Genomic DNA, 22901 nt, shown 5'->3' with positions numbered 1-22901 from the left:
GATTCTGACCCTGCGCCTGCCCCGCAGCCGTACACGCCGCGTCCCGGTGCGCCCCTGGCTGAGCGCATGCGCCCCCAAACCCTGGCTGACTACGCCGGCCAGCAGCACCTCATCGGCCCCGAGGGCGTGCTGCGCCGCTACCTCAATGCCGGCCGCCTGCCCAGCCTGATTCTGTGGGGGCCGCCCGGCGTGGGCAAAACCACCCTGGCCAACCTGCTTGCCCAGGAGCTGGGCAAGCCTTTCGCCTCGCTCAGCGCCGTGAATGCCGGCGTGAAGGACGTGCGCGAGGTAATTGAGCGGGCCAAAAAGCAGCGCGGTACCGTGCTGTTCATTGATGAAATCCACCGCTTCAGCAAAAGCCAGCAGGACGCGCTATTGGGCGCGGTGGAGCAGGGCGTGGTCACGCTCATTGGGGCTACCACCGAAAACCCCTCGTTCGAGGTGATTCCGGCCGTATTGAGCCGGGCGCAGGTGTATGTGCTGGAGTCGCTCGGCAAGGATATCCTGACCGGCATCGTGAACAACGCGCTGGCCCACGACGAGCAACTGAAGCAGAAAAACGTGCGGATGCAGGAGTACGGCGCCCTGCTCACCATTTCGGGCGGCGACGCGCGCAAGCTGCTTAACCTGCTCGAAATTGTGGTGGAAGCCACCCGCCCCGACTCGAAAACCGGCGAAATCATCATCACCGACGAGGGCGTGCAGCAGCTGGCCCAGCAGCACCTGGCGCGCTACGACAAAGGCGGTGAAATGCACTACGACGTCATCTCGGCCTTCATCAAGAGCATCCGCGGCTCCGACCCCAACGCGGCGCTCTACTACTTGGCCGTGATGCTGGAGGGCGGCGAGGACGCTAAGTTCATTGCCCGCCGCCTGCTCATTCTGGCCAGTGAAGACGTCGGCTTGGCCAACCCCAATGCCTTGATTCTGGCCCAAAGCTGCTTCCAGGCCATTGCCGTCATTGGCATGCCCGAGGGCGACATTATTCTGGGCCAGACGGTCGTTTACCTGGCCACTTCGCCCAAGAGCAACGCCAGCTATAAGGCTATTCGGGCGGCGCGGGCGCTGGTGCGCCAGCAGGGCGTGCAGCCCGTGCCCATTCCGCTGCGCAACGCCCCCACCAAACTCATGGCCGAACTGGGCTACGGCAGCCAGTACCAATATTCCCACGACTACCCCGGCAACTTCGCCTACCAGGAGTTTCTGCCCGATGCCCTCAGCGGCACCGTGTTCTACCACCCCGGCCACAACCCCGCCGAAAGCAAAGCCCAGGAACGCCTGCGCCAGCTGTGGGGCGAGAAGTACGGGTACTAAGGATAGGGTAGGAGGGTGTGGGGGTAGGAGGGTAGGAGTTGTTATTGCGAGGCAGAGCCGAAGCAGTTCTTCCTTTTCGCAGCTCCCAACCCTGGGAAGTAGTAAGCTTACGATGCTTAGTTCTGACATCAGAGGCTTGGGAATAGGTCGAAGCTGTACACGCCGAAGAGGAAGGATTGCTTCGGCTCTGCCTCGCAATAACAACTCCTACCCTCTCACCCCCGCACCCTCCAACCCTACACACTGGTCCGTTGCCGCCCCAAACCGGGCCGTTGGTTGAATACCCGGCGGCGGGGTCGGAAAGCGGCTACTTTTGTTTGCAAGAACTAATCTGATACTTCGATGAGACAATTTTTCAAGTACGTGCTGGCTAGTTTTACCGGCCTCGTACTATTTGCCCTGATAGGCGTGGTGCTGCTGGTGGCCATCATTGCCGCCGCCGCTTCCTCCGATAAAGAAGTAACCGTGGCCAGCAACTCGGTGCTGGAGCTGACGCTGGATAAGCCCATCGGCGAGCGGGAGTTTACCAATCCGCTGTCGGGCTTCACGGGCGGGCAGAGCAGCAGCATCGGGCTGGATGAGCTGAAAGCCACCATCCGCCGGGCTGCCAAAGACGGCGACATCAAAGGCATTTTCCTGAACCTAGAGCTGGTGCAGGGCGGCATGGCCTCGCTGGAGGAAGTGCGCTATGAACTGGTGCAGTTCAGGAAAGCCGGCAAGTTCATCGTGAGCTACACCGATGCGCAGTCGGAAAAAAGCTATTACCTGGCCTCGGTGGCTGATAAGCTGTACCTGAATCCCCAGGGTACGCTGGAATTCAACGGGCTGTCGTCGGAGACGATGTACTACAAAAACCTGTTCGATAAGCTCGGGGTACAGGCGCAGATTTTCCGCGTGGGCTCGTTCAAGAGCGCCGTGGAGCCTTACTTCCGCACCAGCATGTCCGACTCGGCACGCCTGCAGACGTCCTCGTTCCTGAACTCGCTCAACAACTCGATGCTGGCCGAAGTGGCCGCCGCCCGCAAAATTACGCCGGCCCGCCTCAAAGTCATTTCCGACTCGATGCTGGTACACAACGCCGACGACGCCAAGCGCCTCGGCCTGGTAACCGATCTGGGCTACTACGACCAGGCCACCGATTACATCAAGGGCAAGCTGGGCGTGGAGAAGGACGAGAAGCTGAGCCTCATCAGCCTGTCGGATTACAGCAAGTCGGACGACGAAGAGGGCAGCACCAGCGGCAACCGCATTGCCGTGGTGTACGCCGATGGCGACATCGTGACGGGCAAGGGCGGCAACGAGAGCATCGGCAGCACCCGCTTCGCCGAAGCCATCCGCAAGGCCCGCCTCGATAAGAACGTGAAGGCCGTGGTGCTGCGCATCAACTCGCCCGGCGGCTCCTCGCTGGCTTCCGATATCATTTACCGCGAGGTGATGCTCACCAAGAAGGTGAAGCCCATCATTGCCAGCATGTCGGACGTGGCGGCTTCGGGCGGCTACTTCATTGCCATGGGCTGCGACACGATTGTGGCCCACCCGACCACCATCACCGGCTCCATCGGGGTGTTTGGGGTGCTGCCGAACATCGAACCCTTCCTGCGCGACAAAATCGGCATCACCACGGACCGCGTGACCACCGGCAAGTTCTCCGACTTCCCCACCATCACCCGCGCCCTCTCGCCCTTCGAGCAGCAGCAGTTCCAGAACGAAATCAACCGCATCTACGCCGACTTCACCACCAAAGCCGCCCAGGGCCGCAAAATGCCGGTAGAGCGTCTGCGCCGTCTGGCCTCGGGCCGGGTGTGGTCGGGCACCGAAGCCAAGGCCCGTGGCCTCGTGGACGTGCTCGGCTCCATGGATGATGCCCTGCGCATTGCCGCCCGCCGCGCTGACCTCAAGGAAGGCGACTACCGCATCCAGAAGCTGCCGCGCCAGAAGTCCTTCGCCGAAAACCTGTTCAGCTCCTTTAACGAGGAAGCCAAGCTGCGCATGGTGAAGGACGAAATGGGCCCGATGTACCCGATGTACCAGCAGTACAAGAAGCTCTCCGAAATGAAAGGTGCCCAGATGCGGCTGCCCTTCGAGGTGAACGTGCAGTAAGCGCCTGATAAGCAGCTGTCTGTCATCCTAAGCAGCACGAAGGACCTTATCCCAATTGAACAAGTCGTGGAAACGGCCGTTGTTTGGTTGCGGTAAGGTCATTCGCGCTGCTCAGGATGACAGTTTTTTTGACCTTTCCGCTCCGAAAATCACCAACCACCGAAAACTGACCACGCATGATGCACCAACTTCAGGAAGCCGCCACCTACCTCCGTCATACTCTGCAAGGGTTTCAGCCCCAGGCGGGCATTATTCTGGGCACCGGCCTGGGGGCTTTGGTGAACGACGTGGAGGTGCTGCACCGCTTCAGCTACGCCGACATTCCGCACTTCCCGATTTCTACGGTGGAAAGCCACGCCGGCGAGCTGCTGGCCGGGACGCTGGCTGGCAAACGTGTCCTAGTGATGCGCGGCCGTTTCCACTACTATGAGGGCTACACCATGGAGCAGGTGGTGTTTCCGGTGCGGGTGATGAAGCTGCTGGGCATTGAGCGCCTGTTCGTGAGCAACGCCAGCGGCGGCCTCAACCCCGACTACGACTACTCTGACCTGATGCTGCTGGAAGACCACATCAACCTGCAGCCCACCAACCCGCTCATCGGCCAGAACCTGGACGAGCTGGGCCCGCGCTTTCCCGACATGATGGAGCCCTACCCGCTGAGCCTGCTGGCCTTGGCCGAAGAGGCGGCTCGGGACCTGGGCTTGGACCAGTACCTGCGCCGGGGCGTGTACGCCTCCCTGCCCGGCCCCATGCTGGAAACTCCCGCCGAGTATCGCTACCTGCGCACCATCGGGGCCGATGCGGTGGGCATGAGCACGGTACCGGAAGTAATTGCCGCCGTGCATATGGGGCTGCCGGTGCTGGCCGTTTCGGTCATCACTGACCTCTGCGCCCCCGGCAAGCTCAAGAAAGTAGACATTGCCGACATCCTGCGCACCGCCGCCGTAGCCGAACCCCGCCTGACTGCCCTACTGCGCCGGGTGCTGGAAAAGCTGTAAGCCAGCGGAAAGATGTAGAGACGCGAAGTGTCGCGTCTCTACACCCAGCGTACCCAGTGTGCTGTCAGGACCAGCCATCAAAACAAACAGCGCCGCCCCGGATACCGGAGCGGCGCTGTTTGTTTTGATGCGCAGTGGCAAAAATCAGGGTTGTGGAATGATGAGCTGCTTTCGGTCGTAGCTCAGCACGGTGAATACGCCCACGCCGCCTTCCACGGTACTTTTGATGCTGGAGGGCTGCGAAAACGGGTTGCCGTTGGCGTTGCGCGCATCCTGCACAGACTGCCGGAACAGAAAGAACGGCCTATCAATGTGGTAGAGCGTGACCAGCAGCGTGTCGCCGGGGTCGAAGCGGAAGCTGGTGCCCAGCGCAAAGCGGGTGCCGTCGTTGAGACGGTCCTCCACGTCGTAGTCCACCTCCGCCTCGTCCGAAATACTGTCGCGGTGAATTTGCAGGAGGTAGCTGTTGCCCACGCCCACCGGGTCCTGGAAGCGGGTCAGCACGTAGGCTTCGCGGCGTTCGGGTGGCAGGTCGTTGAACTTGTATTCGAGCGTATCGATGGGCACGCGGGCGGGCATGGTGGCCGTACCCGTTACGCGGCGGCCCTTGGTGTCGGTTACTTCCAGCCGAAACGTGTCGCCGGGCCGGGCCGCCAGACGGCGAGTGCCGGTGTGGGTGTAGGCCTTGCGCGTTACTGGGTTGATGCCGGGGAAAAACCGCAGCGTTTCGGTCTGGCCATTGGCCAGCGTGAGGCGCACGGTTACGTCGGTGGGCACCACTGGCTCGGGCGAGGCCAGGTAGGGCACGGTTTCCGTCACGGTCAGGCGCGGAATCTCCCCGTTTTCGAGGTAGCACTCCACGGCCAGCTGGGCCGGCAGCGCCGGCAGGTCCACGTCGATGTCCTGCTCCAGGTCGCAACTGGCCAGCGGGGCCAGCAGCAGCAGCCAGCTCAGGCGGCGGAAAAAAGAAAGCCGGTTGATAGCCATCAGCACTAGAATTTGAAGTTGTAGGTAACCGACGGAATCACCGGAAACAGTGACACCTGCCGCGCCCGGAAGCTCGTCACGGGCGTATCCTCGCCGCCTGCCCGAACCTGGTCGAAGTACACGAAATAGGGGTTGCGGCGGTTGTAGGCGTTGTACACGCTAAAGGTCAGGTCCGACTCGGGGAACCAGTTGGTCGGCTTCATCTTCCAGACCAGGCCCAGATCGAGGCGGTTGTAGGCGGCCAGGCGGTAGGAGTTACGGTCGGGGTAGATGGGCACGGCTGTCAGGTTTTCGCCGTAGATGTCCTGCACTGCAAAGCGGCCGGCGGGCAGGGTGGTGGCGTTGCCGGTGGTGTACACGAACGAGCCTGTCAGGTTCAGGCGCTCCGTGAGCTGGTGCAGCACCACCACCGTCAGGTTGTGGCGTCGGTCGTAGTTGGGGAAGAACACGCGGCCGTTGTTGATGCCGCTGGTGCCGCGCTGGGGCAGAAACTGCCGCTTGCTCCAGCTCAGGGTATAGCCGATCCAGCCGGTAGTGCGGCCGGTTTTCTTCTCCAGATACACCTCGTTGCCGTAGGCCCAGCCCTTGCCAAACAGGAATTCCGAATCGAGGTCGGGATTCACGAACAGCTGCGCGCCATCCTTGAAATCGACTTGGTTCTGCGACCATTTGTAGTACACCTCATTGCTGAGCAGGTACTTGCCCTCGCCCAGCAGAAAGCTCACGCCCGCCGCCACTTGTTGCGAGCGTTGCGGCTTCACCGACAGCCTCGACGGGTACCAGATATCGGTAGGCAAAGTAGCCCCGGAGTTCGTGACCAGGTGTACGTACTGGTACATGAGGGCGTAGCTGGCCTTCAGGGAGGTTACCGGCGAGAGGGAGTAGCGGGCCGCGCCCCGGGGCTCCAGGCCCACGTAGCCTTGGTTGCCGCTGCGGAAACCCGTCAGGCGCAGGCCGTATTCCAGCTGCCACTTATCGGAGGGCCGGAAGTTATCGGAGGCGTACAAAGCGCCTTCCACGCCGGTGTAGCCTACCGTGGAGCCAATGTTGAGGCTGCCGTCGCCGGAGCCGGCCTGGAGGCGGCCCACCCCAAAATCGTGGTGGGTGGCCTGGATGCCGAGCTTCAGCGCGTGCCGCTCATTGGGCGCGTAGTCGAGGTCGGTGCGGAGCGAGTAGTCGCGGATGTTGGAACCCAGATTGAAGCTGAACTGGTCGAGCTTGTTGGAAACCTGGTACTGGTAATCGGTAAACGAGGCGGTGGTATTTAGGTACAGCCGCGAGTTGAACACGTGGTTCCAGCGCGCCGCCGCCACCGAGTTGCCCCAGGAAAATCCGAAGTTAAAGCCGCCCTGGGAGTTGAAGCCGAACTGGTCGCGCCCATAGTAGCCGCTCAGAAAAACCTGGTCCTTGGGGCCGAGCGTGTAGTTGGCCTTGGCGTTGAAGTCGTAGAAGTAGTAGTCGGGGATGGGGTTGTAGTCGGGATTGTCTTCGCTGAGCTTGTTGATCTGGCGCGTAAAAATGTCGAAGTACGTGCGCCGGCCCGACACCAAAAACGAGCCTTTGGCCGGCTCCTTGCCCGCCCGCTTGCCCAGCGGCCCCTCCACCGTCAGGCGCGACGAAATCAGGCCCAGCCCGCCGCTCACGCCCAGCTTTTCGCGGTTGCCCTCGCGCATCCTCACGTCAATCACCGACGAAAGCCGCCCGCCGTACTGCGCCGGAAAGCCGCCCTTGTACAAATCTACCGACTGCACGGCATCGGGGTTGAACACCGAAAACAGCCCGAACAAGTGGCTGGGATTGTATACCAGCGCATCATCTACCAGCACCAAGTTCTGGTCGGAGGAGCCGCCGCGCACGAACAGGCCGGAGGTGCCCTCGCCGCCGTTCTGTACGCCGGGCTTGAGCTGGAGCGTTTTGAGAATATCCACTTCCCCGAACAACGCGGGCAGCAGCTTGGCCTCCTTCGCCGTAAGGCGCTCCACGCTCATCTGGGGCGTGCGCAGCTTCTGCTCCAGGGTGCCAGTACCCTCAATCACCACTTCGCCCAGCTCGTTGCCGGCCGTGGCCAATGGCACGTTCAGGCGCTGGTCGCGGGTCAGGTTCACGTCGCGGGTCTGGGAGGCGTACCCGATAAAGGAAACGACCAGCTGGTGGCGGCCGGCCGGCAGCGTGAGCGAGTAAGCCCCGTTGGCATCGGTGGTGGCCCCCAGGCCCAGGGCCGGCACGGCTACGGTAGCGCCGGGAAGCGGGGCACCATCATCGGCGGCCCGGATGATGCCGGTAAGGGTATGGCGCACCTGCGCCTGCACCGAGTGGGACACGCCTGCGCCCAGCGCCCCAAAAAGTAGTAAACCAGTGAGCCGGAGCGTCATTCAGAGCAAGTTGCGTGAGCAGCAAAGGTACGTGCCACGCTCTCAACCGGCGGCCCGGTCCGGAAGTTTGCCGTGCCGCCCGCGCCGGCTATCCGTTCGCGCCCTGCACTACCTGCCCGATTTGCGCCGCCGACACCACGCCCGCCTGCCGCCACACCGGCTGGCCTTTATGAAACAGAATCAGCGTGGGGATGCTCTGTACCCGAAACTGCTGAGCCACGCCCTGGTGTTTATCTACATCAATCTTGATGACTTTGAGCTTACCCTGGTGCTGGCCGGCTACCTGCTCCAGAATGGGCGCCATCGTTTTGCAGGGTCCGCACCAATCGGCGTAAAAATCGACCAAAACGGGCATGCCGGGACTGTTGATGAGTTCGGAAAATGATTTTTTAGGCATACTGTGCTACTGCATAAACCCGACCGACTGAGTGCCGCCCGAAGCCTGTTATACGGCGGCGGCCGGCATAAGTGATGGAAAAACGGTTGCCGCCTGTAGTTGCCCCGTCGTAGCCAAACAGGCGCGGCATGCGAGCCGGGGCCAGCCAGTTAGAATCATGCCCTGGTACAGCCCTGGCAAGGAAAATACGACAGCCCGGACCAGTTGGAACACAAAAAAGCCCAGTGCTGCAACACTGGGCTTTCGCTTGTGAGTGAGTGTGGGTGAAGAGGAGGTTAGTTCTTGCCCACCAAGGTAACATCATTTGCGACTTCAGAAAAGCCGAAGCGCCCGCCAACTACTTTTTTTCCGCCAACCTGGCACTCCCAGGTGTAGCGGCCGGGCTGGGCTTTGCCCGCTTCGCCCCGCTCGGTTTTGAAGTAGTCAGCTTCCGAGGCCTCCGAGGGAAATACCACGTCCACGCCGTTCTGGCCTTTGGGTACCTGCTTGACCAGCGTGTACTCTTTGCCGGTATCCTGGTTGATAACCACAAACTTAGCGGTGAAGCCACCGAGCTGGCCAAACTTGTCCATTACCCCAATCTTGACGTAGGCATCCGTAGATACCAGCCAGGTTTGGGCCTGAGCCTGCCTGGGCGAAAAAACTACCAGTGCCAGCAACAGGCCTGCAGTCTGCAGAAGGCGGCGGAGTGAGAGAGCAGGAGTAGAAACGCGCATAGAAGAGTGATAAGAGAGTGAAAAACTCGTTTTTTTGAGAGTTGCAGAGAAGAAGAAAGATGCGGGTTTACTGTTTCGTCACAAGTCCATACAGCTGAGGCGCAATCAAATATAAATGATATCTGTCAGCTCCAACAAAATTTTGGCCTTTATTTTATCAATACAGCAACCGTAGGCCAATTAACTGAATGTTATCAGAAAGTAAAGAGCAGATCATATAATTGCGTGTAAAAAAATAATCGGGGTACATAGGCGGAGGGCGGCTGCCGTAACGGGCGCGGGAGGCACCGGGTACTGCCAGGCAAGGGCCGCAGTGCGACTGAACCGGCGGCCCCAAGTGAACAAGGCAATTACCAGGGCGGCTGCCCGGATGCGGATAACGAGGCCTGGGTCTGTAGTTTTGCGCCGCCTTGCCATGTCTGCTTATGCCCACAAGATACTTCGTGCCTTTTCAACAGCTGCGGCAGCAGCCGACTATTGTAGTGGATAGCACCGGCCTAGGAGCCAGCCTTACGCTGGCCCACTGGCGCGGGGCCGCCACGCCCGAGCCCCTGCGCGACGACACCAGCGCCGGCGCGGTACTGCGGGCCTTACACCAGCCCGGCACGGTAGGCCTGGAGGCGGAAGCCGTGACGGCCAACCACTTTGATATTGACGGGTTTGTGGGCGTGTGGGCACTGCTGAATCCGGAACTGGCTTTGCGCCACGAGCATCTGTTGCGCCTGGTAGCCACGTTGGGCGACTTCCGGGAAATCGACTGGTATGCCCCATTGGCTGACCACGCCTTGCAACTGGTGTGCTGGCTGAACGCCGAGGAAAAAGTCCGGTTTTATGCGCCCTTCGGGGCCCCGGCCCGGCGGCGGCGCGAGGATGAGGCCTCGGCGGAAAAGTTCGCCTGGTTGCTGCCTCGCTTTGCCGCCGTGCTGGAAACCCCCGAAACCGGCCGCGCCGCCTGGGAGCCGGAATATGCGCGGGTGAAACGGGGGGTAGCGGCCATGCAGAGTGCCGCTACAATTGTGCGGCAGTACCCGAAGATTGGGCTGACGATAATCCGTACGCCGGAGCCGCTGCCATACTACACGCTGTTCGGGGCCACCATCGGGACCGATATGGTGCTGTGCCTCTACGCCGGGCAGCGCTACGAATTCGAGTACAAGTACACCACCTGGGTTGATCTGGAAAGCCGCCCCACGCTGCCCCGTCTGCCCCTGGATGCGCTTACGGCCCGCCTGAACCAGCTGGAAACCAGTATCCGCCGCTGGACTTTTGATGGTATTACCGATACCGGCCCATTACTGCGGCTGAGCGGCAAAAGCCTCACCAAAGTGCAGCGCTACGCCGACCCCGATCAGCGTCCCATCCATGCGTCCTCCATTCCGCCCGAAAAGCTGGAGGAGGAGGTAGTGGCATTTTTTCGGGCGCGCTACGCCAGAATTCAACCCGAACGGTACTGGACCTGGGCCGGAATCAGGGCAGCCGGGGCAGAGGCGGTATAGGCAACGCGGCACTGTTATGCCGGGCGGAGCGAGGAGCCTGGGCAAACTCTTGGTAGAAAAACCCTGATTACTCGCTCCGCTCGGAATGCCGGTTCTTTCAAAGAACCGGTTATACCTCTTCCCCGAAGCCAACCACCCGCAGGGAGCTGACGCCCCCGGCTTCCTTGCGCACGTTGATCTGGGTGGCAATGCGTTCTTTCAGACCTTCGACGTGGGAGATGATGCCGATGGTTTTGCCGGTGCCCTGCAGCATTTCCAGCGCTGAAAGAGCCACGTCCAGCGTGTCGGGGTCGAGGGTGCCGAAGCCTTCATCGATGAACAGGGTGTCAATCTGGGTACGGCGGCCGGCCAGCTCCGAGAGGCCCAGCGCCAGGGCCAGGCTCACCAAAAAACTCTCCCCGCCCGACAGCGAGTTCATGGAGCGCGTAGCCCCGGCCTGGTACTCGTCCTGAATCAGCAGGTCCAGGTGCTGCTCGGGGTTGCGCAGGATGCGGTACCGGTCGGTGAAGCGGTGCAGGTGGCGGTTGGCCAGGTCCGTGAGGCGGGCCAGGGTGAGGCCCTGGGCAAACTCGCTGAACTTCTTGCCATCGGCCGAGCCGATAATTTCGGCCAGCTGCCGCCAGCGCCGGGCCTCCTGCTGTTGCTTTTCCAGCTCGGCGGCCAGGGTGGCGTGGCGCTGCTGGCCGGCCTGGTGGGCATTCAGGCGCTCCTGGCGCTGCCCCAACTGCTGGTTGAGCGCCGCCAGCTGCTGGCTACCGGTGGCCAGCAGCTGGTCAACGGCTTCCGGCGGCTCCGGGGTGAGGATGCGCTCCTCTTCCGCCAAGAGCAGCGTAGTCGTTTCCTGCAGCGTTTCGCTCACCAGGGCAACGTCCTGCTCGTGGCGGCGCAGCTGGGTTTGCAGCGTCGTAAGCTCTGGGTCGGGGAGGAGCAGGGCGGGCAGGGCGGCGGGGTCGGGGGCAAGACCGGCGGCCGTAAGGCCCGCTACCAAAGCCGCGTGCTGCTGCTGCCGGGCCTGCTGCTGCCGGTCGGCATCCTGCTCACGCTGGTGCAGCGTGCCGGCCGCTACCGTATGGGCCGTTTCGCGCTGCTGCTGCTGCTGCTCGGCCTGCTGGCGTTGCTGCCCGGCAAGGTGTACGGCCTCTTCCAGCCGCTGCCGCACCAGGGCTATGTTGGGTTCAGGCAGCAACTCCCGGCGCTGCTGCTGTTGCTGCTGGATGGCCGTGTGCCGCTCCATCAACTCCTGCTTACGGATTTTCAGCCAAGCCTGCAGTTCCTGTTGGTCGGCCTCGGCTTTGGTGGCTTCCACGCTTACGCCCCCAAGCTCCTGCCGGGCAGTGTTGAGCTGCTGGGTTTTCTGTTCGAACGCCATAATGCGCTGACGGGCCAATTCCATCAGGGCCTGCCCGTTTTCGTTGCTGAACGGCAGGCCAAAGTATTGTGCCTGACTCTCGATGGTAGCCCGGACGGGCAGCACCTGGTCTTCAGCGTCGGCCAACTCCTGGGCCAGTTTAGTGACTTCCTGGGTGTAGGCGAGCTGCTGTTGAGTAGCGGCTTCGTGCCGGGTCTGGGCCTGCCGCAGGTGCTGGTCGGCGGTGGTGAGCAGCTCCCGCAGCTCCCGCAGCGTCTGCACCAGCTGCTTCACTTCCTCAGCGGCGCTTTTCTCGGCCGTTTCGGGCAGCAGCTGAATGGTGCCGACAGGAGCAGCAGGCTCTGGGCCCGTCTGCTCCAGCATGGTCACGTAAGTATTAAGGCGGTTGAAGCGCGTACCCAGCGTCCGAACCCGTTGGCTGAGCGTTTCTTCCCGCTGCAGGTCGCGCTGGAACGCGTCTTCGCTCACGCCCAGCACGCCGGCCACATAGGGATGCTCGGTGGCGCCGCACACGGGGCAGGGCCGGCCGGCTTCCAGCAGTTGGCGGGTGTCGGTGTGCGAGAGAATCAGCTGCTGCATCTGCAGGCTGCGCCGCAGGTCGTCCCAGTGCTGCTGTTCCCGTTCCTGCTCCTGGTGTAGACTACTCACGTGGTAGCGCAGGCGTTGCAGCCACTCGTTGCGGACCTGGCTGGCTTCCTCGAAACGGCTGGTATGGTCCTGGAGCTGCTGGCGGGCCACCGAAGCAGCCTGCTGCTGGGTTGCCGCCTCGGTGGCGGCCAGCTGCTGGCGCTGCCGGGCTTCGTGCAGGCGCTGTCCCAACTGGCCGAGGGTGGTTTTCAGACTGGCCCACTGCTGCAGGTTGGCCGCCAGCTCGGGCAGGTCGGCGGCCAGCTTACTCACCACGGTGTTCAGCAGCAACCATTTGTCGGCCTCTTTTACCTGCTCCTGCAAGATGCCGGCGCGCTGCCCCGCCTGCTCGGCCACCGCTTTCAGCCGTTTGCACTGCTCGTTTTTCTCCTCGTATTCGGCCTTACCCTGGGTGAGCTGACGCCGGGCCTCGGCCATCAGCACATCCAGCTGCTCGGCCTCGCGCAGCTTGGGGTCATGGGTTTTGTAGGTGGCGGTGGCGGCTTCGTGGACCTGCTGGGCGGCGGTGCGGGCCGCATCGGCGGCGGCCCGGCGCTCCTGCAGCTGCGGCAGCTGGGCGCGGAGCTGCGCTACTTCCCGCAGCAGGCGCACCAGCTGCTCATCGGTCTGGCGCAGCAGGGCATACTCGGTGGCGAAGGGGGCGGCCTGCTGGTGCAGGGCCAAGCGCTGGCGAAGCGGCGTGAGGGTTTCAGCCTCGGCCTGAAGCTGCTGCCGGCGCTGGTGCGTAGTGTGCAGCTTCTGGCGCAGCTCCAGCAGGCGCTGGTGCCACTGCCGCGCCGCGCGCAGCTGCTCCTGGGCGGCGGTGGCCGTAGCAAGCTGCTGGGTCAGGTTCTGCACTTCGCTTTCCAAAAAGGCCACTTCCTCCGCCGACAGCAGGCTAACGCCTTCCAGCCCGATGCGCAGCTGCTCCACCAGCTGATTTTGCTGCTTGGCCCGCTCGAAGGCTGCCCGGGAAATATCGGAGTATTTGCGGGTGTCGGTAATCTTCTCCAGCAGCTGGGCCCGCTCGCCGGCCGGGGCCTTCAGGAAGCGGGTGAAGTCGCCCTGGGCCAAGAGCACGGAGCGCAGGAACTGCTTGTATTCCAGTCCGCTCAGCTCGGCTACTTTCGCAGGAACTTTCGATTTGTAGGTTTCCAGAAACCCCCAGCTCTCGGTGCCATCGGCCGCCACCTGCCGCTCGCTCAACTCCATTCTGGAATCCTGGAGCGGGTTTTCCGGTTTACGACGGCCCCGGTGCTGACCCCACTTGCTGCGAAACTGCCGGCCGTTGACCTCAAACTCCACCTCGGCCCAGCTCTCGCCGGTGCCGTGGCTCATCACGTGCTCGGGGCCGCTGGTTTCGTGGCGGGGCACCTGGCCGTAGAGGGCCAGGGTAATGGCATCGAGGATGGTGGTTTTGCCCGCGCCCGTGGCTCCGGTAATGGCAAACAGGCCCGCATCAGAAAGAGGCGAGAGACTGAAATCAACGGTGTGCTCCCCGCGCAAAGAGTTGAGGTTGAGAAAACGGACGCGGAGAATTTTCATGCGGCAACCAAGGCACCAAAGCGGAAATATAATTCGCCCCGGACTACTGGAATGGCGTGGCGGTATCTGCAAAGATAGCCATGCCCGGACTCAATCTGGTGGAAATGGCGGCCATATTACGCTGCCTGCCACGTGCCGGTACTTATCGGCTCACCAAATCAAATACCTCCCCAGTAGTCAGTTCATAGCGGATCAGGCCGTCCTGCTTGTCCCAGAAAAAAGCCTGTAGCTGCCCACCGCCATAGATGGTAGCATTCCGGCCCTGCCGAAAAACGTAGGCGGCCGGGTAGCTTTTGCCGGTGGTGCTCAGGGTGCAGGCCTGCTGCTGTAGTTTGGAAAGAATCTCCCCCTCTTTGGAGGCAGTAAGACACTCCAGGCCGGCTATGCTGAACGACAAATCGGCGGGGCGCTCGGGAGTGTTTTTGCGCAGATTCACCACGAAGTCCCGGTTCTTGTCGCTGTAAATGGAGCTGGGGCGTAGCACAATTTGGGAGAATATAGGCTGGTACCGGCCCGATTCCATCCAGTTGCAGTCGGTGTTGGTGTGCCACTCCTGCGGCTTTAGCACTGTGGCCGTGTTAGTATTACCCCGGTTGCTGCGGAAAACCACCTGCTGGCCCTCTTTGTAAGAACCAAGCCAGGCCCGTTCCTCGGGTAGTAGCGCTATTTCCTGACAGGTAATGCAACCGGTAAGCAGCAGAGTAAGGAAAGAAAGTAGCTTTTTCATACGCAGCGCTGGCTGATGAGAGTTCCACTTATACGGGCTACTGCTACGAATGGGCTTTCCGCCAACCAGTGGCCAGTGTCCTGAAAGGAAACACGCAGAAAGTCTACCTTGCTATCCTTCATGCTTCCCTCAGTGCCACTAAAACTCCCGCCGCTACCCGCGCTGCTCCTGCTCCTGGCCGCCGCCTGCGCCCCGGTTCGCCCCGCCGCCCCCGCAACGGCCGCGGCCCCGCCGCCGGTGTCGCCGGAGCTGTACCGCGCCATTGCCCGGCAGGACAGCCTGATGTTTGTGGCCTTCAACCGGCACGATGTGGCCACGCTTCAGACTTTCTTCGCTGAAGACCTGGAATTCTACCACGACAAGGGCGGCCTGGCCAATTTCCAGCAAACCATGCAGGGTTTCCAGCGCCTGTTCGACCAGAACAAAACCACCGGCCTAAACCGCCAGCTCGTGCCCGGCACCTTGGAAGTATATCCCATCAACAGCTACGGGGCAGTGGAAACCTACCAGCGCCGCTTCTGCCACGTGGAAAACGGCCGCGACGACTGCGGCACCTTCAAGAACATGATGGTGTGGCGCCTACGCGACGGGCGCTGGCAGGTGACGCGGGTGGTGAGTTATGGGCATTGATTGGCAGGATTAGTAAAGAATATGATTACGCTACTTTACTTCACTTGAAATGATAAGAACTGCTATTGCTACACTAGTTGCTGGTTTATTTAGCTACGGACTTGCAACGCTGACCGTAGTAGAGCGGGAAAATTGTCAGGGCAATTGGCAATACTTCGTTAGTCCTGATAATGTAAAAGGTCGGGTGATTTTTCATCAGAATACTAATGAGTTATGTGGAGTAGTGCCAACTGCGTCCGTAACTCTGGTAAGAACAATAGAAGACGATACTATAAAAGTATTGGAGCTGTGTAATCTGAGTAAGAAGTTTGCTAGTGGTGAGTTAGTGATGATCAGTCCAGAGGTAATTTCTGAATCAGCAAACGTATCTGTGCCTGTTGACACACGAGTCTGCTCACTCAGACGAACCTGCTTTGGAGTGATTAAATCTGTCGCAGAGTGATGAGTAGGCTGATAAATAGATGATAACGAAGAGAAGGTCTTTCCTACCTTGCCAGCTTCAACGCCACCCCCGAAGCTGATGAAACTACTGCCGCTCGCCGCGCTGCTCCTTGCCACCGTTCCAACCTTCGCCCAGAAAGCTAGGTCCACCGAAAACCTGGTGCAGTACGCCAAGCCGCTGGTGGGCACGGCCCGGATGGGGCACACCTACCCGGGGGCCACGGTGCCCTTCGGCATGGTGCAGCTCTCGCCCGATACCGACACCGTCGGCTACGAGCTCAGCGGCAAGTACAACCCCCGCGTGTACGAGTACTGCGCCGGCTACCAGTACGCCGATAAAACCATTGTGGGCTTCTCGCACACCCACTTCAGCGGCACCGGCCACTCCGACCTCGGCGACTTTCTGGTGATGCCCACCACTGGGCCACTCCAACTCAACCCCGGTACCGCCGACCAGCCCGAGCGGGGCTTCCGCTCCCGGTTTTCGCACCAGAACGAGGTGGCCGAGCCGGCCTACTACCGCGTGAAGCTCGACGACCACGACATTCTGGCCGAGCTGACGGCTTCCAACCGGGTGGGCATGCACCAGTACACGTTTCCGCAGTCGGAGCAGGCGCACATCATCCTCGACCTCACGGCCGGCATCTACAACTACCCCGATAAGAACGTGTGGACGTTTGTGCGGGTGGAAAACGACACGCTGGTAACCGGCTACCGCCAAACCCACGGCTGGGCGCGCACCCGCACCGAGTACTTCGCCATGAGCTTCTCGAAGCCGTTTTCCAGCTACGGCAGCCGCAACCTCTCCAAGAATCAGGTGTACCGGGGCTTCTGGGGCCGCTTCGACCAGAGCCAGCACTTCCCAGAGCTGGCCGGTGAGCAGCTGCGCCTGTTCTTCGATTTCAAGACCACGGCCGGGGAGAAGGTGAAAGTGAAAATGGCCTTGTCGGGCGTGAGCACCGAGGGGGCGCTGCGCAACATGCGGGCCGAAATTCCGGGCTGGGACTTCGAGGCCGTGAAGCGGGCCGGGCAGGCGCAGTGGCAGCAGGAGCTAGGCAAGGTGGTTGTTGAGTCGCCGAAACGGGTGGACAAGGAGAACTTCTACACCGCCATGTACCACGCCGCCCTCAGTCCCACCACCTACATGGACGTGGATGGCCAGTACCGGGGCCTCGACCAGAACATCCATAAGGCGGAGGGCTTCACCAACTACACCACCTTCTCGCTCTGGGACACCTACCGCGCCCTGCACCCGCTCTACAACCTGCTGCAACCCAAGCGCAACGCCGATATGGTGCAGAGCATGCTGGCCCACTACGACCAGAGTACGATGCACATGCTGCCCATCTGGAGCCACTATGCCAACGAAAACTGGTGCATGATCGGCTACCACTCGGTGCCCGTAATAGTAGATGCCGTGCTGAAAGGCGTGGTGCCCGCCGCTCAGGCCCAGCGCGCCCTCGACGCCTGCGTGGCCACTGCCCACCAGGCGCGCTTCGACGGCATCGGCCTCTACGAGCAGCTGGGTTACGTGCCCGAAGACAAAAGCGGCGCGTCGGTTTCCAAAACCCTGGAATATGCCTACGACGACTGGTGCATTGCCCAGCTGGCCCGCAAGCTGGGTAAGGCAGATATTGAAGCCGAGTTCAACAAGCGCGCCCACAACTGGCAGAACGTGTACGACAGCCGGATCGGGTTTATGCGCCCCCGCCTCGCCGACGGCTCCTTCCGCCCGCGCTTCGACGTGCTGAGCACCAACGACCAGGGCTTCATCGAGGGCAACGCCTGGAACTACAGCCTCTACGTGCCCCAGGACCCCGCCGGGCTCATCGCCAAAATGGGCGGCGAGAAGAAGTTTCTGCCCCACCTCGATTCGCTGTTCACCATGCACCTGCCGGATAAGTTCTTCGCTGAAACCGAGGACATCACCCGCGACGGTATCATCGGCAACTACGTGCACGGCAACGAGCCCGCCCACCACGCCGCCTACCTCTACAACTGGACCAGCCAGCCCTACAAAACCCAGGCCCGCGTCCGCATGATTCTGCCCAAGATGTACCGCCCCACCCCCGATGGCCTCGGCGGCAACGACGACTGCGGGCAGATGTCGGCCTGGTACATCTTCTCGGCGCTGGGTTTCTACCCCGTAGCGCCCGGCTCGCCGGAGTACGCCCTCGGTAGCCCCGCCGTGCACGGTGCAACACTGAATCTGGAAAACGGCAATACCTTCCGCATCACCGTCAAAAACCAGAGCGACAAAAACGTGTACGTGAAGGAAGCCCGCCTCAACGGCCAGAAGCTCACGCGGCCGTTTTTGCAGTATACTGATGTGGTGAAGGGCGGGGAATTGGTGTTTACGATGTCGGGCAAACCGTAAAATAATCTGTATTAGAAAATACTATGTCAAATTTAGAAATCCCTAAAGCAATTAGACTGGCCACAAAAAGCGAGGTGCCACGTGCCTATTGGAAAAAAGTTGATGCAGGTCAAGCAGCTGCTTTCGTTGAAGGATTTGTGCTAACGGGGGTAGAAGATCCTGAACAATTATTTCGTTTCTACGCCGAAGTGAACGTGAATAATTCGCGCCTGTGGGAAGTACTGGTAGACCTAGCCGCCATGCTGCCTGATAGATGTGCCTGTATTTTCTGTTGGTATGAGGATGCAGATGACGTAATACATGGCGAGTACCAGGATAAGACTCTTGTATTAGAAGAATTAGCTTCTTTGAATAAAGAGCTAGTCCAAGACTGCTACTTAGAATTTGGGCTTATCTACAACGATGAGAAAACTCTAGTAGAGGTTTATGTAGCTGAATCGAAGTTTATCAAAGTATGGGGTGTGAACAAGGAGCACTTCGAATCAATTATGAAGAAACATAATCTCCCAGCACATGAGGAAATGCATTTTGTGGATGAGTTTCCTAAAGTGGTAGTTCCTTTCACTTCCCTTGATACAGAAGCCAGACCAACTGAGGAAATCCTCGATTTACTAAAAGAGGTGTTTCTCAAGTAGCTCAAAACAATTGGTGCTCAGTAAGAAAAAGCGAAATGGCCGACCCACAAAACGAAACCCCAAACAAACCAGCCACCATTACTCCCAAAGTGATGGGCATCGGCGGCATTTTCTTTTTCTCCGACAATCCGCAGGAAACGCGGGAGTGGTACGCCCACAACCTGGGGTTGGAAGTCAACGACTGGGGCTCCACGTTTGAGTCGCGCAGCGTGAACAAGCCGGAGGAGGTGAACTCGCTGCAATGGAGCCCGTTCCAGACCGGCAGCGACTATTTCGCGCCTTCCAGCAAAGGCTTCATGATCAACTACCGGGTGCAGAATATCGAAGGGCTGGTGACGCAGCTGAAGGCCAACGGCGTAACCGTGCTGGATGACATTGCTAGCCACGACTACGGCAAGTTCGTTCACATTCTGGACGCCGACGGAAACAAGGTAGAGCTGTGGGAGCCCGCCCGGTAGCGTAGATGCCCAACTGGCGTGAGGTTAGCGCAGCATACTCTCATACCAGTTTAACTATGCCTGCGCTGGCCCCGTCAGGCCTGCGCCAGATAACGCTCCACGGCGGCAATGGTAGCCACCGGAGCATTCAGGTGCGGATAGTGCCCGGTGGTGTTCAGAATGTTCAGCGTACTGCCGGCCAGATGGTCGTGCAGGTACTGGCCCACTTCAGCCGGGACAACAGAATCGTCGGCGCACTGCACAATGAGGGCGGGTATCCGCAGATGAGGAAGACAGGTGCGGTAATCAGACAGGAAGGTGGCGCGGGCAAACTGCCGGGCCACGGCCGGGTCGACGCGGGAAAAGCTGGCCAGTACCTCATCCACCAGCTCCGGCCGCATGTCGCCGCCCACCAGATGCGGAACCATCGTGTTCGACCACGCCCGGAAGTCGCGGTCCAGGAAGCCCAGCATTTCTTCCAGATCGGTAGTGTCGAAGCCCCCCGGGTAGTCGCCGTCGTTGACGTAGCACGGGGAAGCGGCCAGCAGCACCAGCCGCTCGAACAGTTCCGGCGCCCGGATGGCGGCCAGCACCCCAATCATCCCACTCACGGAGTGGCCCACGTACACCACCTTCGGCAGCTGCAACGTGCGCAACAGCGTCAGCAGGTCATCGACGTAGCCATCCAGGGTGCGGTAGCGGGTGAAATCGTAAGCGGCGGCATCAGAGTCTCCCGCGCCCACCAGATCGAACAGAACTACCCGGTGACGGGCTGCAAAGGCGGGGGCCACGTATTGCCAGGCATGCTGATCGGTGCCGAAGCCGTGGGAAAAGACAATGGGGCGTGTGCCGTGCCCGTAGGACGAAACACGATGACGACGAACTATATCCATGATATAAGCTGAGGAAAGGAGAGAGGACCCCACGTAGCAATTCTGCGGCCCCTTTTTCATAATGCACCATACGCCCCGCATAAGGCAGTAACGGCACAAACACTTCCCAACGTTGGTAGATTTGTCTCATAATGAGACAGTGATTTTCGGTTATGCAACCGGGGCGGTGGTGCCGACTTGCGGTGCTTCGTGGTAGCGGTGCCACATTTTATTAAAACCACGTTAGCTTTAGCCTGTCATCTGCTCATTTGCCGCGTCTACTCATGAAAATTTCTGTTTTGCTGCCCCTGTTGGCCTTTCCTGCTGCGCTTTACGCCCAAACTGCTCCCGTTAAAGTAGAGGTGAAACAAGCCGGTGGCCGCTACGAGCTGTTGCGCGGCGGGCAGCCCTACTTCATTAAAGGCGCGGGCGGGGGGCAGTTTCCGGAGCGCGTGCGGGCCTACGGCGGCAACTCCCTGCGCACTTGGGGCACGCAAGGGGCCGGGAAAGTGCTGGCCGATGCGAATAAGAACGGCCTTACCGTGATGCTGGGCCTCGATGTGGCCCGGGAGCGGCACGGCTTCAACTACGACGACCCCGCCGCCGTGGCCGCCCAGTTGCAGAAGGTGCGCGCCGAGGTCATAAAGTACAAGGACAACCCGGCCGTACTCTTCTGGGGTATCGGCAACGAGCTGAACCTGGAATATAAGAACCCCAAGGTGTGGGATGCCGTGGAGCAGATTGCCCGCATGATTCACGAAGTAGACCCCAACCACCCTACCAGCACCGTGTTGGCCGGCCTCGAGCAGCGGGAAGTCGACTACATCAAGGCCAAATGCCCGTCGGTAGATATTCTGAGCATCAATACCTACGCCGGGCTGGCGGCCATTCCGCAACAGGTGCGCACCATGGGCTGGACCGGCCCCTACGTAGTGGCCGAGTGGGGCCCCACCGGCCACTGGGAAAGCCCCGTGACGCCTTGGAAGGCCTCGGTGGAGGAAACCAGCAGCCAGAAAGCCGCCGTGTATCAGAGCCGCTACGAGGCCTCGGTGCAGAAAGATAAAACCCAGTGCCTGGGCACCTACGTGTTTTTGTGGGGCCAGAAGCAGGAGCGCACGCCCACATGGTACGGCATATTCACGGAGGACGGCAAGGAGTCGGAAGTGGTGGATGTGATGCAGTACCTCTGGAGCGGTAAATGGCCTGCCAACCGGGCACCTCATCTGGCTTCATTCACTCTTGATGGCAAGCTGGCCACTGACAGCGTGCAGCTACACCCCGGCAAAAAATACCCCGTGCAGGCCGCCGTCACGGACCCCGATAAAGACCCGCTCACGTACCGCTACGAGCTACTTCCGGAAAGTACCGACCTCAAAGCCGGCGGCGACCAGGAAAGCCGCCCCGCCGCCATTGCCGGCTTACTACCTGCAGGGGCCAGGGCCTCGACCACGCTTACGGCTCCTGCCAAGCCAGGGGCTTACCGCCTCTTTGTGTATACCTATGACGGCAAAAACAACGTGGCTATGGCCAATATCCCTTTCTACGTGAAGGGGAAATAGGGCTCAATGCAGCTACAGGTGCTCCAACAGCTCATCAAAGGTGCGCAGCAGCTCGGCGCGGCTATCCTCGGGCTCGGCTTCCAGGCGCTGCTCAAATACTTCGCGCTCCGTAAAGTCGTGGAGGCTGCGGGTGAGGGGCTCGTCAGCTTCATTGGGTGCACCGAGGGCGTGGAGCTTCACGAGCCGGAAGTGGCGCCGGGCCAGCACTTCCAGCTGGCGGCGGTCCAACTCCCCAATTACTTTGAGCAGGGCATCGGCCACTTCCAGCTGGGTAAGCTCGGAATGAATCTGCACATCGGCCCAGGCGGGCAGAGCGTAACCGGTATTGTCGTAGGATGTTAGGCCCAACGTAACCTCTTCTAGGGTGCCGTGAAACCGTACCAGCCGGCGCACCGCCGGTACCGGCAGGCTGCGTAGCGCCGTGAGCTTGCCAGCCTGGAAGTCTAACAGCAGCACCTCTTTAGGGTGGTCAATTTCCGAAAACGACAGCGCGATGGGCGAGCCGCTGTAGCGGATATGCTCCCGGCCGCCCACGCGCTGGGGCCGGTGCAAATGGCCCAGGGCCACGTAGTCGAATATTTCCGGAAAATGGTCGGCCGTCACCTGGCCCAGATTACCGACGTGAATGGTGCGCTCCGAATCGGACGGCATAGCGCCGGCGGCGTAGAGGTGGCCGGTAGCCAGCACGGGCAGGCCCAGGTCTTTAAGCTGCCATACCTGCTCTACCTCGGCTATCCGGGCGTAGTGGTCGGCAATGCCCTGCTTAATGCGCGCCTCCCGTTCCTCCGCCGATTCGCCGGGCACGGAAAGACGCACGTCCCGGTCGCGCAGAAACGGTATGGCGCACACCACCAGCCCGGGTTTGCCGTGGGCATCATCCAGCACCAGTACCTGTTCCTCAAAACACTCCGGCACGCAGCCCACCACATGCACCTGCAGGTGGCGCAGGAGCCGGGCCGGGGCATTCAGCGTGGCCGGGGAGTCGTGGTTGCCGCCCACCACCACAATGTCGCGGCAGGCGGTCCGGCGCATGTTCAGCAGGAAGCTGTAGTAGAGTTCCAGGGCCTGGTTGGAAGGTGAGCCGGTATCGAAAACGTCGCCGGCTACTACCAGCACCTCTACCTGCTGCTCCTGCACCGTCTGCACCAGCCATTCCAGAAAGTGGCGGTGCTCCTCCGTGCGCTCATTGCCCTGAATAAACCGCTGGCCCAGGTGCCAGTCGGCAGTATGTAGTACGCGCATGGTGTAGTAAGCGAAACAGTACAAACAGTGGTTCCCGCAGAAGTGCGCGGAGGAAAAAAG

18 protein-coding genes are annotated in these 22901 nt (G+C 60.8%); 10 read left to right on the top strand and 8 right to left on the bottom strand.

Annotated elements, in window-relative coordinates; translation table 11 throughout:
- Positions 1–66: 66 nt before the first annotated feature.
- The 3 genes from EI293_RS15315 (at position 67) to EI293_RS15305 (ending at position 4412) form a co-directional block, all read left to right on the top strand.
- Entirely contained in the window at positions 67–1314 is a 1248-nt protein-coding gene (locus EI293_RS15315) for a replication-associated recombination protein A (RefSeq protein ID WP_246010693.1), read from the top strand.
- Positions 1315–1656: 342 nt separating this feature from the next.
- A complete protein-coding gene (gene sppA / locus EI293_RS15310) occupies positions 1657–3414 on the top strand; it encodes a signal peptide peptidase SppA (protein WP_125439357.1) in 1758 nt (585 codons plus the stop codon).
- A 176-nt stretch (positions 3415–3590) separates the two neighbouring features.
- The gene (locus EI293_RS15305; RefSeq protein ID WP_394343407.1) at positions 3591–4412 is read left to right on the top strand and encodes a purine-nucleoside phosphorylase; all 822 of its coding nucleotides are present in this window, start codon (positions 3591–3593) and stop codon (positions 4410–4412) included.
- A 144-nt stretch (positions 4413–4556) separates the two neighbouring features.
- Here the strand turns inward: EI293_RS15305 and EI293_RS15300 are convergent, their stop codons facing one another.
- The 4 genes from EI293_RS15300 to EI293_RS15285 form a co-directional block, all read right to left on the bottom strand.
- Positions 4557–5399, bottom strand: a complete 843-nt coding sequence (locus EI293_RS15300) for a DUF4249 domain-containing protein (RefSeq protein ID WP_125439355.1) — start codon at positions 5397–5399, stop codon at positions 4557–4559.
- A gap of 5 nt (positions 5400–5404) precedes the next feature.
- On the bottom strand, positions 5405–7771 hold the full coding sequence (locus EI293_RS15295) for a TonB-dependent receptor (protein WP_125439353.1): 2367 nt from the start codon (positions 7769–7771) through the stop codon (positions 5405–5407).
- A gap of 88 nt (positions 7772–7859) precedes the next feature.
- Complete coding sequence (gene trxA / locus EI293_RS15290; protein WP_125439351.1) at positions 7860–8168, bottom strand: thioredoxin; 309 nt, start codon at positions 8166–8168, stop codon at positions 7860–7862.
- A 275-nt stretch (positions 8169–8443) separates the two neighbouring features.
- A complete protein-coding gene (locus EI293_RS15285) occupies positions 8444–8884 on the bottom strand; it encodes a hypothetical protein (protein ID WP_125439349.1) in 441 nt (146 codons plus the stop codon).
- Between the two features lie 425 nt (positions 8885–9309).
- Here EI293_RS15285 and EI293_RS15280 point away from each other — a divergent pair, with 425 nt between their 5' ends.
- A complete protein-coding gene (locus EI293_RS15280) occupies positions 9310–10380 on the top strand; it encodes a DUF6687 family protein (protein ID WP_125439347.1) in 1071 nt (356 codons plus the stop codon).
- A gap of 109 nt (positions 10381–10489) precedes the next feature.
- On the opposite strand, the gene EI293_RS15275 is transcribed toward EI293_RS15280, so the two are convergent.
- Together EI293_RS15275 and EI293_RS15270 are read right to left on the bottom strand one after the other, a co-directional pair.
- Positions 10490–13921: an AAA family ATPase gene (locus tag EI293_RS15275; RefSeq protein ID WP_125439345.1), complete on the bottom strand. Its 3432-nt coding sequence runs from the start codon at positions 13919–13921 to the stop codon at positions 10490–10492.
- A gap of 142 nt (positions 13922–14063) precedes the next feature.
- Positions 14064–14648: a hypothetical protein gene (locus tag EI293_RS15270; protein WP_125439343.1), complete on the bottom strand. Its 585-nt coding sequence runs from the start codon at positions 14646–14648 to the stop codon at positions 14064–14066.
- Positions 14649–14768: 120 nt separating this feature from the next.
- On the opposite strand from EI293_RS15270, the gene EI293_RS15265 reads away from it, so the two are divergent.
- From EI293_RS15265 to EI293_RS15245, 5 genes are all read left to right on the top strand, one after another.
- Positions 14769–15278: a nuclear transport factor 2 family protein gene (locus EI293_RS15265; protein WP_125439341.1), complete on the top strand. Its 510-nt coding sequence runs from the start codon at positions 14769–14771 to the stop codon at positions 15276–15278.
- A 49-nt stretch (positions 15279–15327) separates the two neighbouring features.
- Positions 15328–15720, top strand: a complete 393-nt coding sequence (locus tag EI293_RS15260) for a hypothetical protein (protein ID WP_125439339.1) — start codon at positions 15328–15330, stop codon at positions 15718–15720.
- Between the two features lie 78 nt (positions 15721–15798).
- A complete protein-coding gene (locus EI293_RS15255) occupies positions 15799–18096 on the top strand; it encodes a GH92 family glycosyl hydrolase (protein WP_125439337.1) in 2298 nt (765 codons plus the stop codon).
- Between the two features lie 23 nt (positions 18097–18119).
- Positions 18120–18731 carry a hypothetical protein gene (locus EI293_RS15250; RefSeq protein ID WP_125439335.1) on the top strand — a complete coding sequence of 204 codons (612 nt, stop codon included), beginning with the start codon at positions 18120–18122 and terminating at the stop codon, positions 18729–18731.
- Positions 18732–18766: 35 nt separating this feature from the next.
- On the top strand, positions 18767–19189 hold the full coding sequence (locus EI293_RS15245; protein ID WP_125439333.1) for a VOC family protein: 423 nt from the start codon (positions 18767–18769) through the stop codon (positions 19187–19189).
- Positions 19190–19263: 74 nt separating this feature from the next.
- On the opposite strand, the gene EI293_RS15240 is transcribed toward EI293_RS15245, so the two are convergent.
- Positions 19264–20061, bottom strand: a complete 798-nt coding sequence (locus tag EI293_RS15240) for an alpha/beta fold hydrolase (RefSeq protein WP_125439331.1) — start codon at positions 20059–20061, stop codon at positions 19264–19266.
- A gap of 263 nt (positions 20062–20324) precedes the next feature.
- On the opposite strand from EI293_RS15240, the gene EI293_RS15235 reads away from it, so the two are divergent.
- Positions 20325–21599, top strand: a complete 1275-nt coding sequence (locus EI293_RS15235; RefSeq protein ID WP_125439329.1) for a glycoside hydrolase family 2 TIM barrel-domain containing protein — start codon at positions 20325–20327, stop codon at positions 21597–21599.
- A 12-nt stretch (positions 21600–21611) separates the two neighbouring features.
- Here the strand turns inward: EI293_RS15235 and sbcD are convergent, their stop codons facing one another.
- Positions 21612–22841, bottom strand: coding sequence for an exonuclease subunit SbcD (gene sbcD, locus EI293_RS15230; protein ID WP_125439327.1), 1230 nt, complete (start codon positions 22839–22841; stop codon positions 21612–21614).
- Between the last annotated feature and the right edge of the window lie 60 nt (positions 22842–22901).

The organism is Hymenobacter perfusus, from assembly GCF_003944765.1.
GTDB classification, from domain to species: Bacteria; Bacteroidota; Bacteroidia; order Cytophagales; family Hymenobacteraceae; genus Hymenobacter; species Hymenobacter perfusus.
Note: the sequence above shows the minus strand (reverse complement) of the source record. Positions and strands in the feature narration are given on the sequence as shown.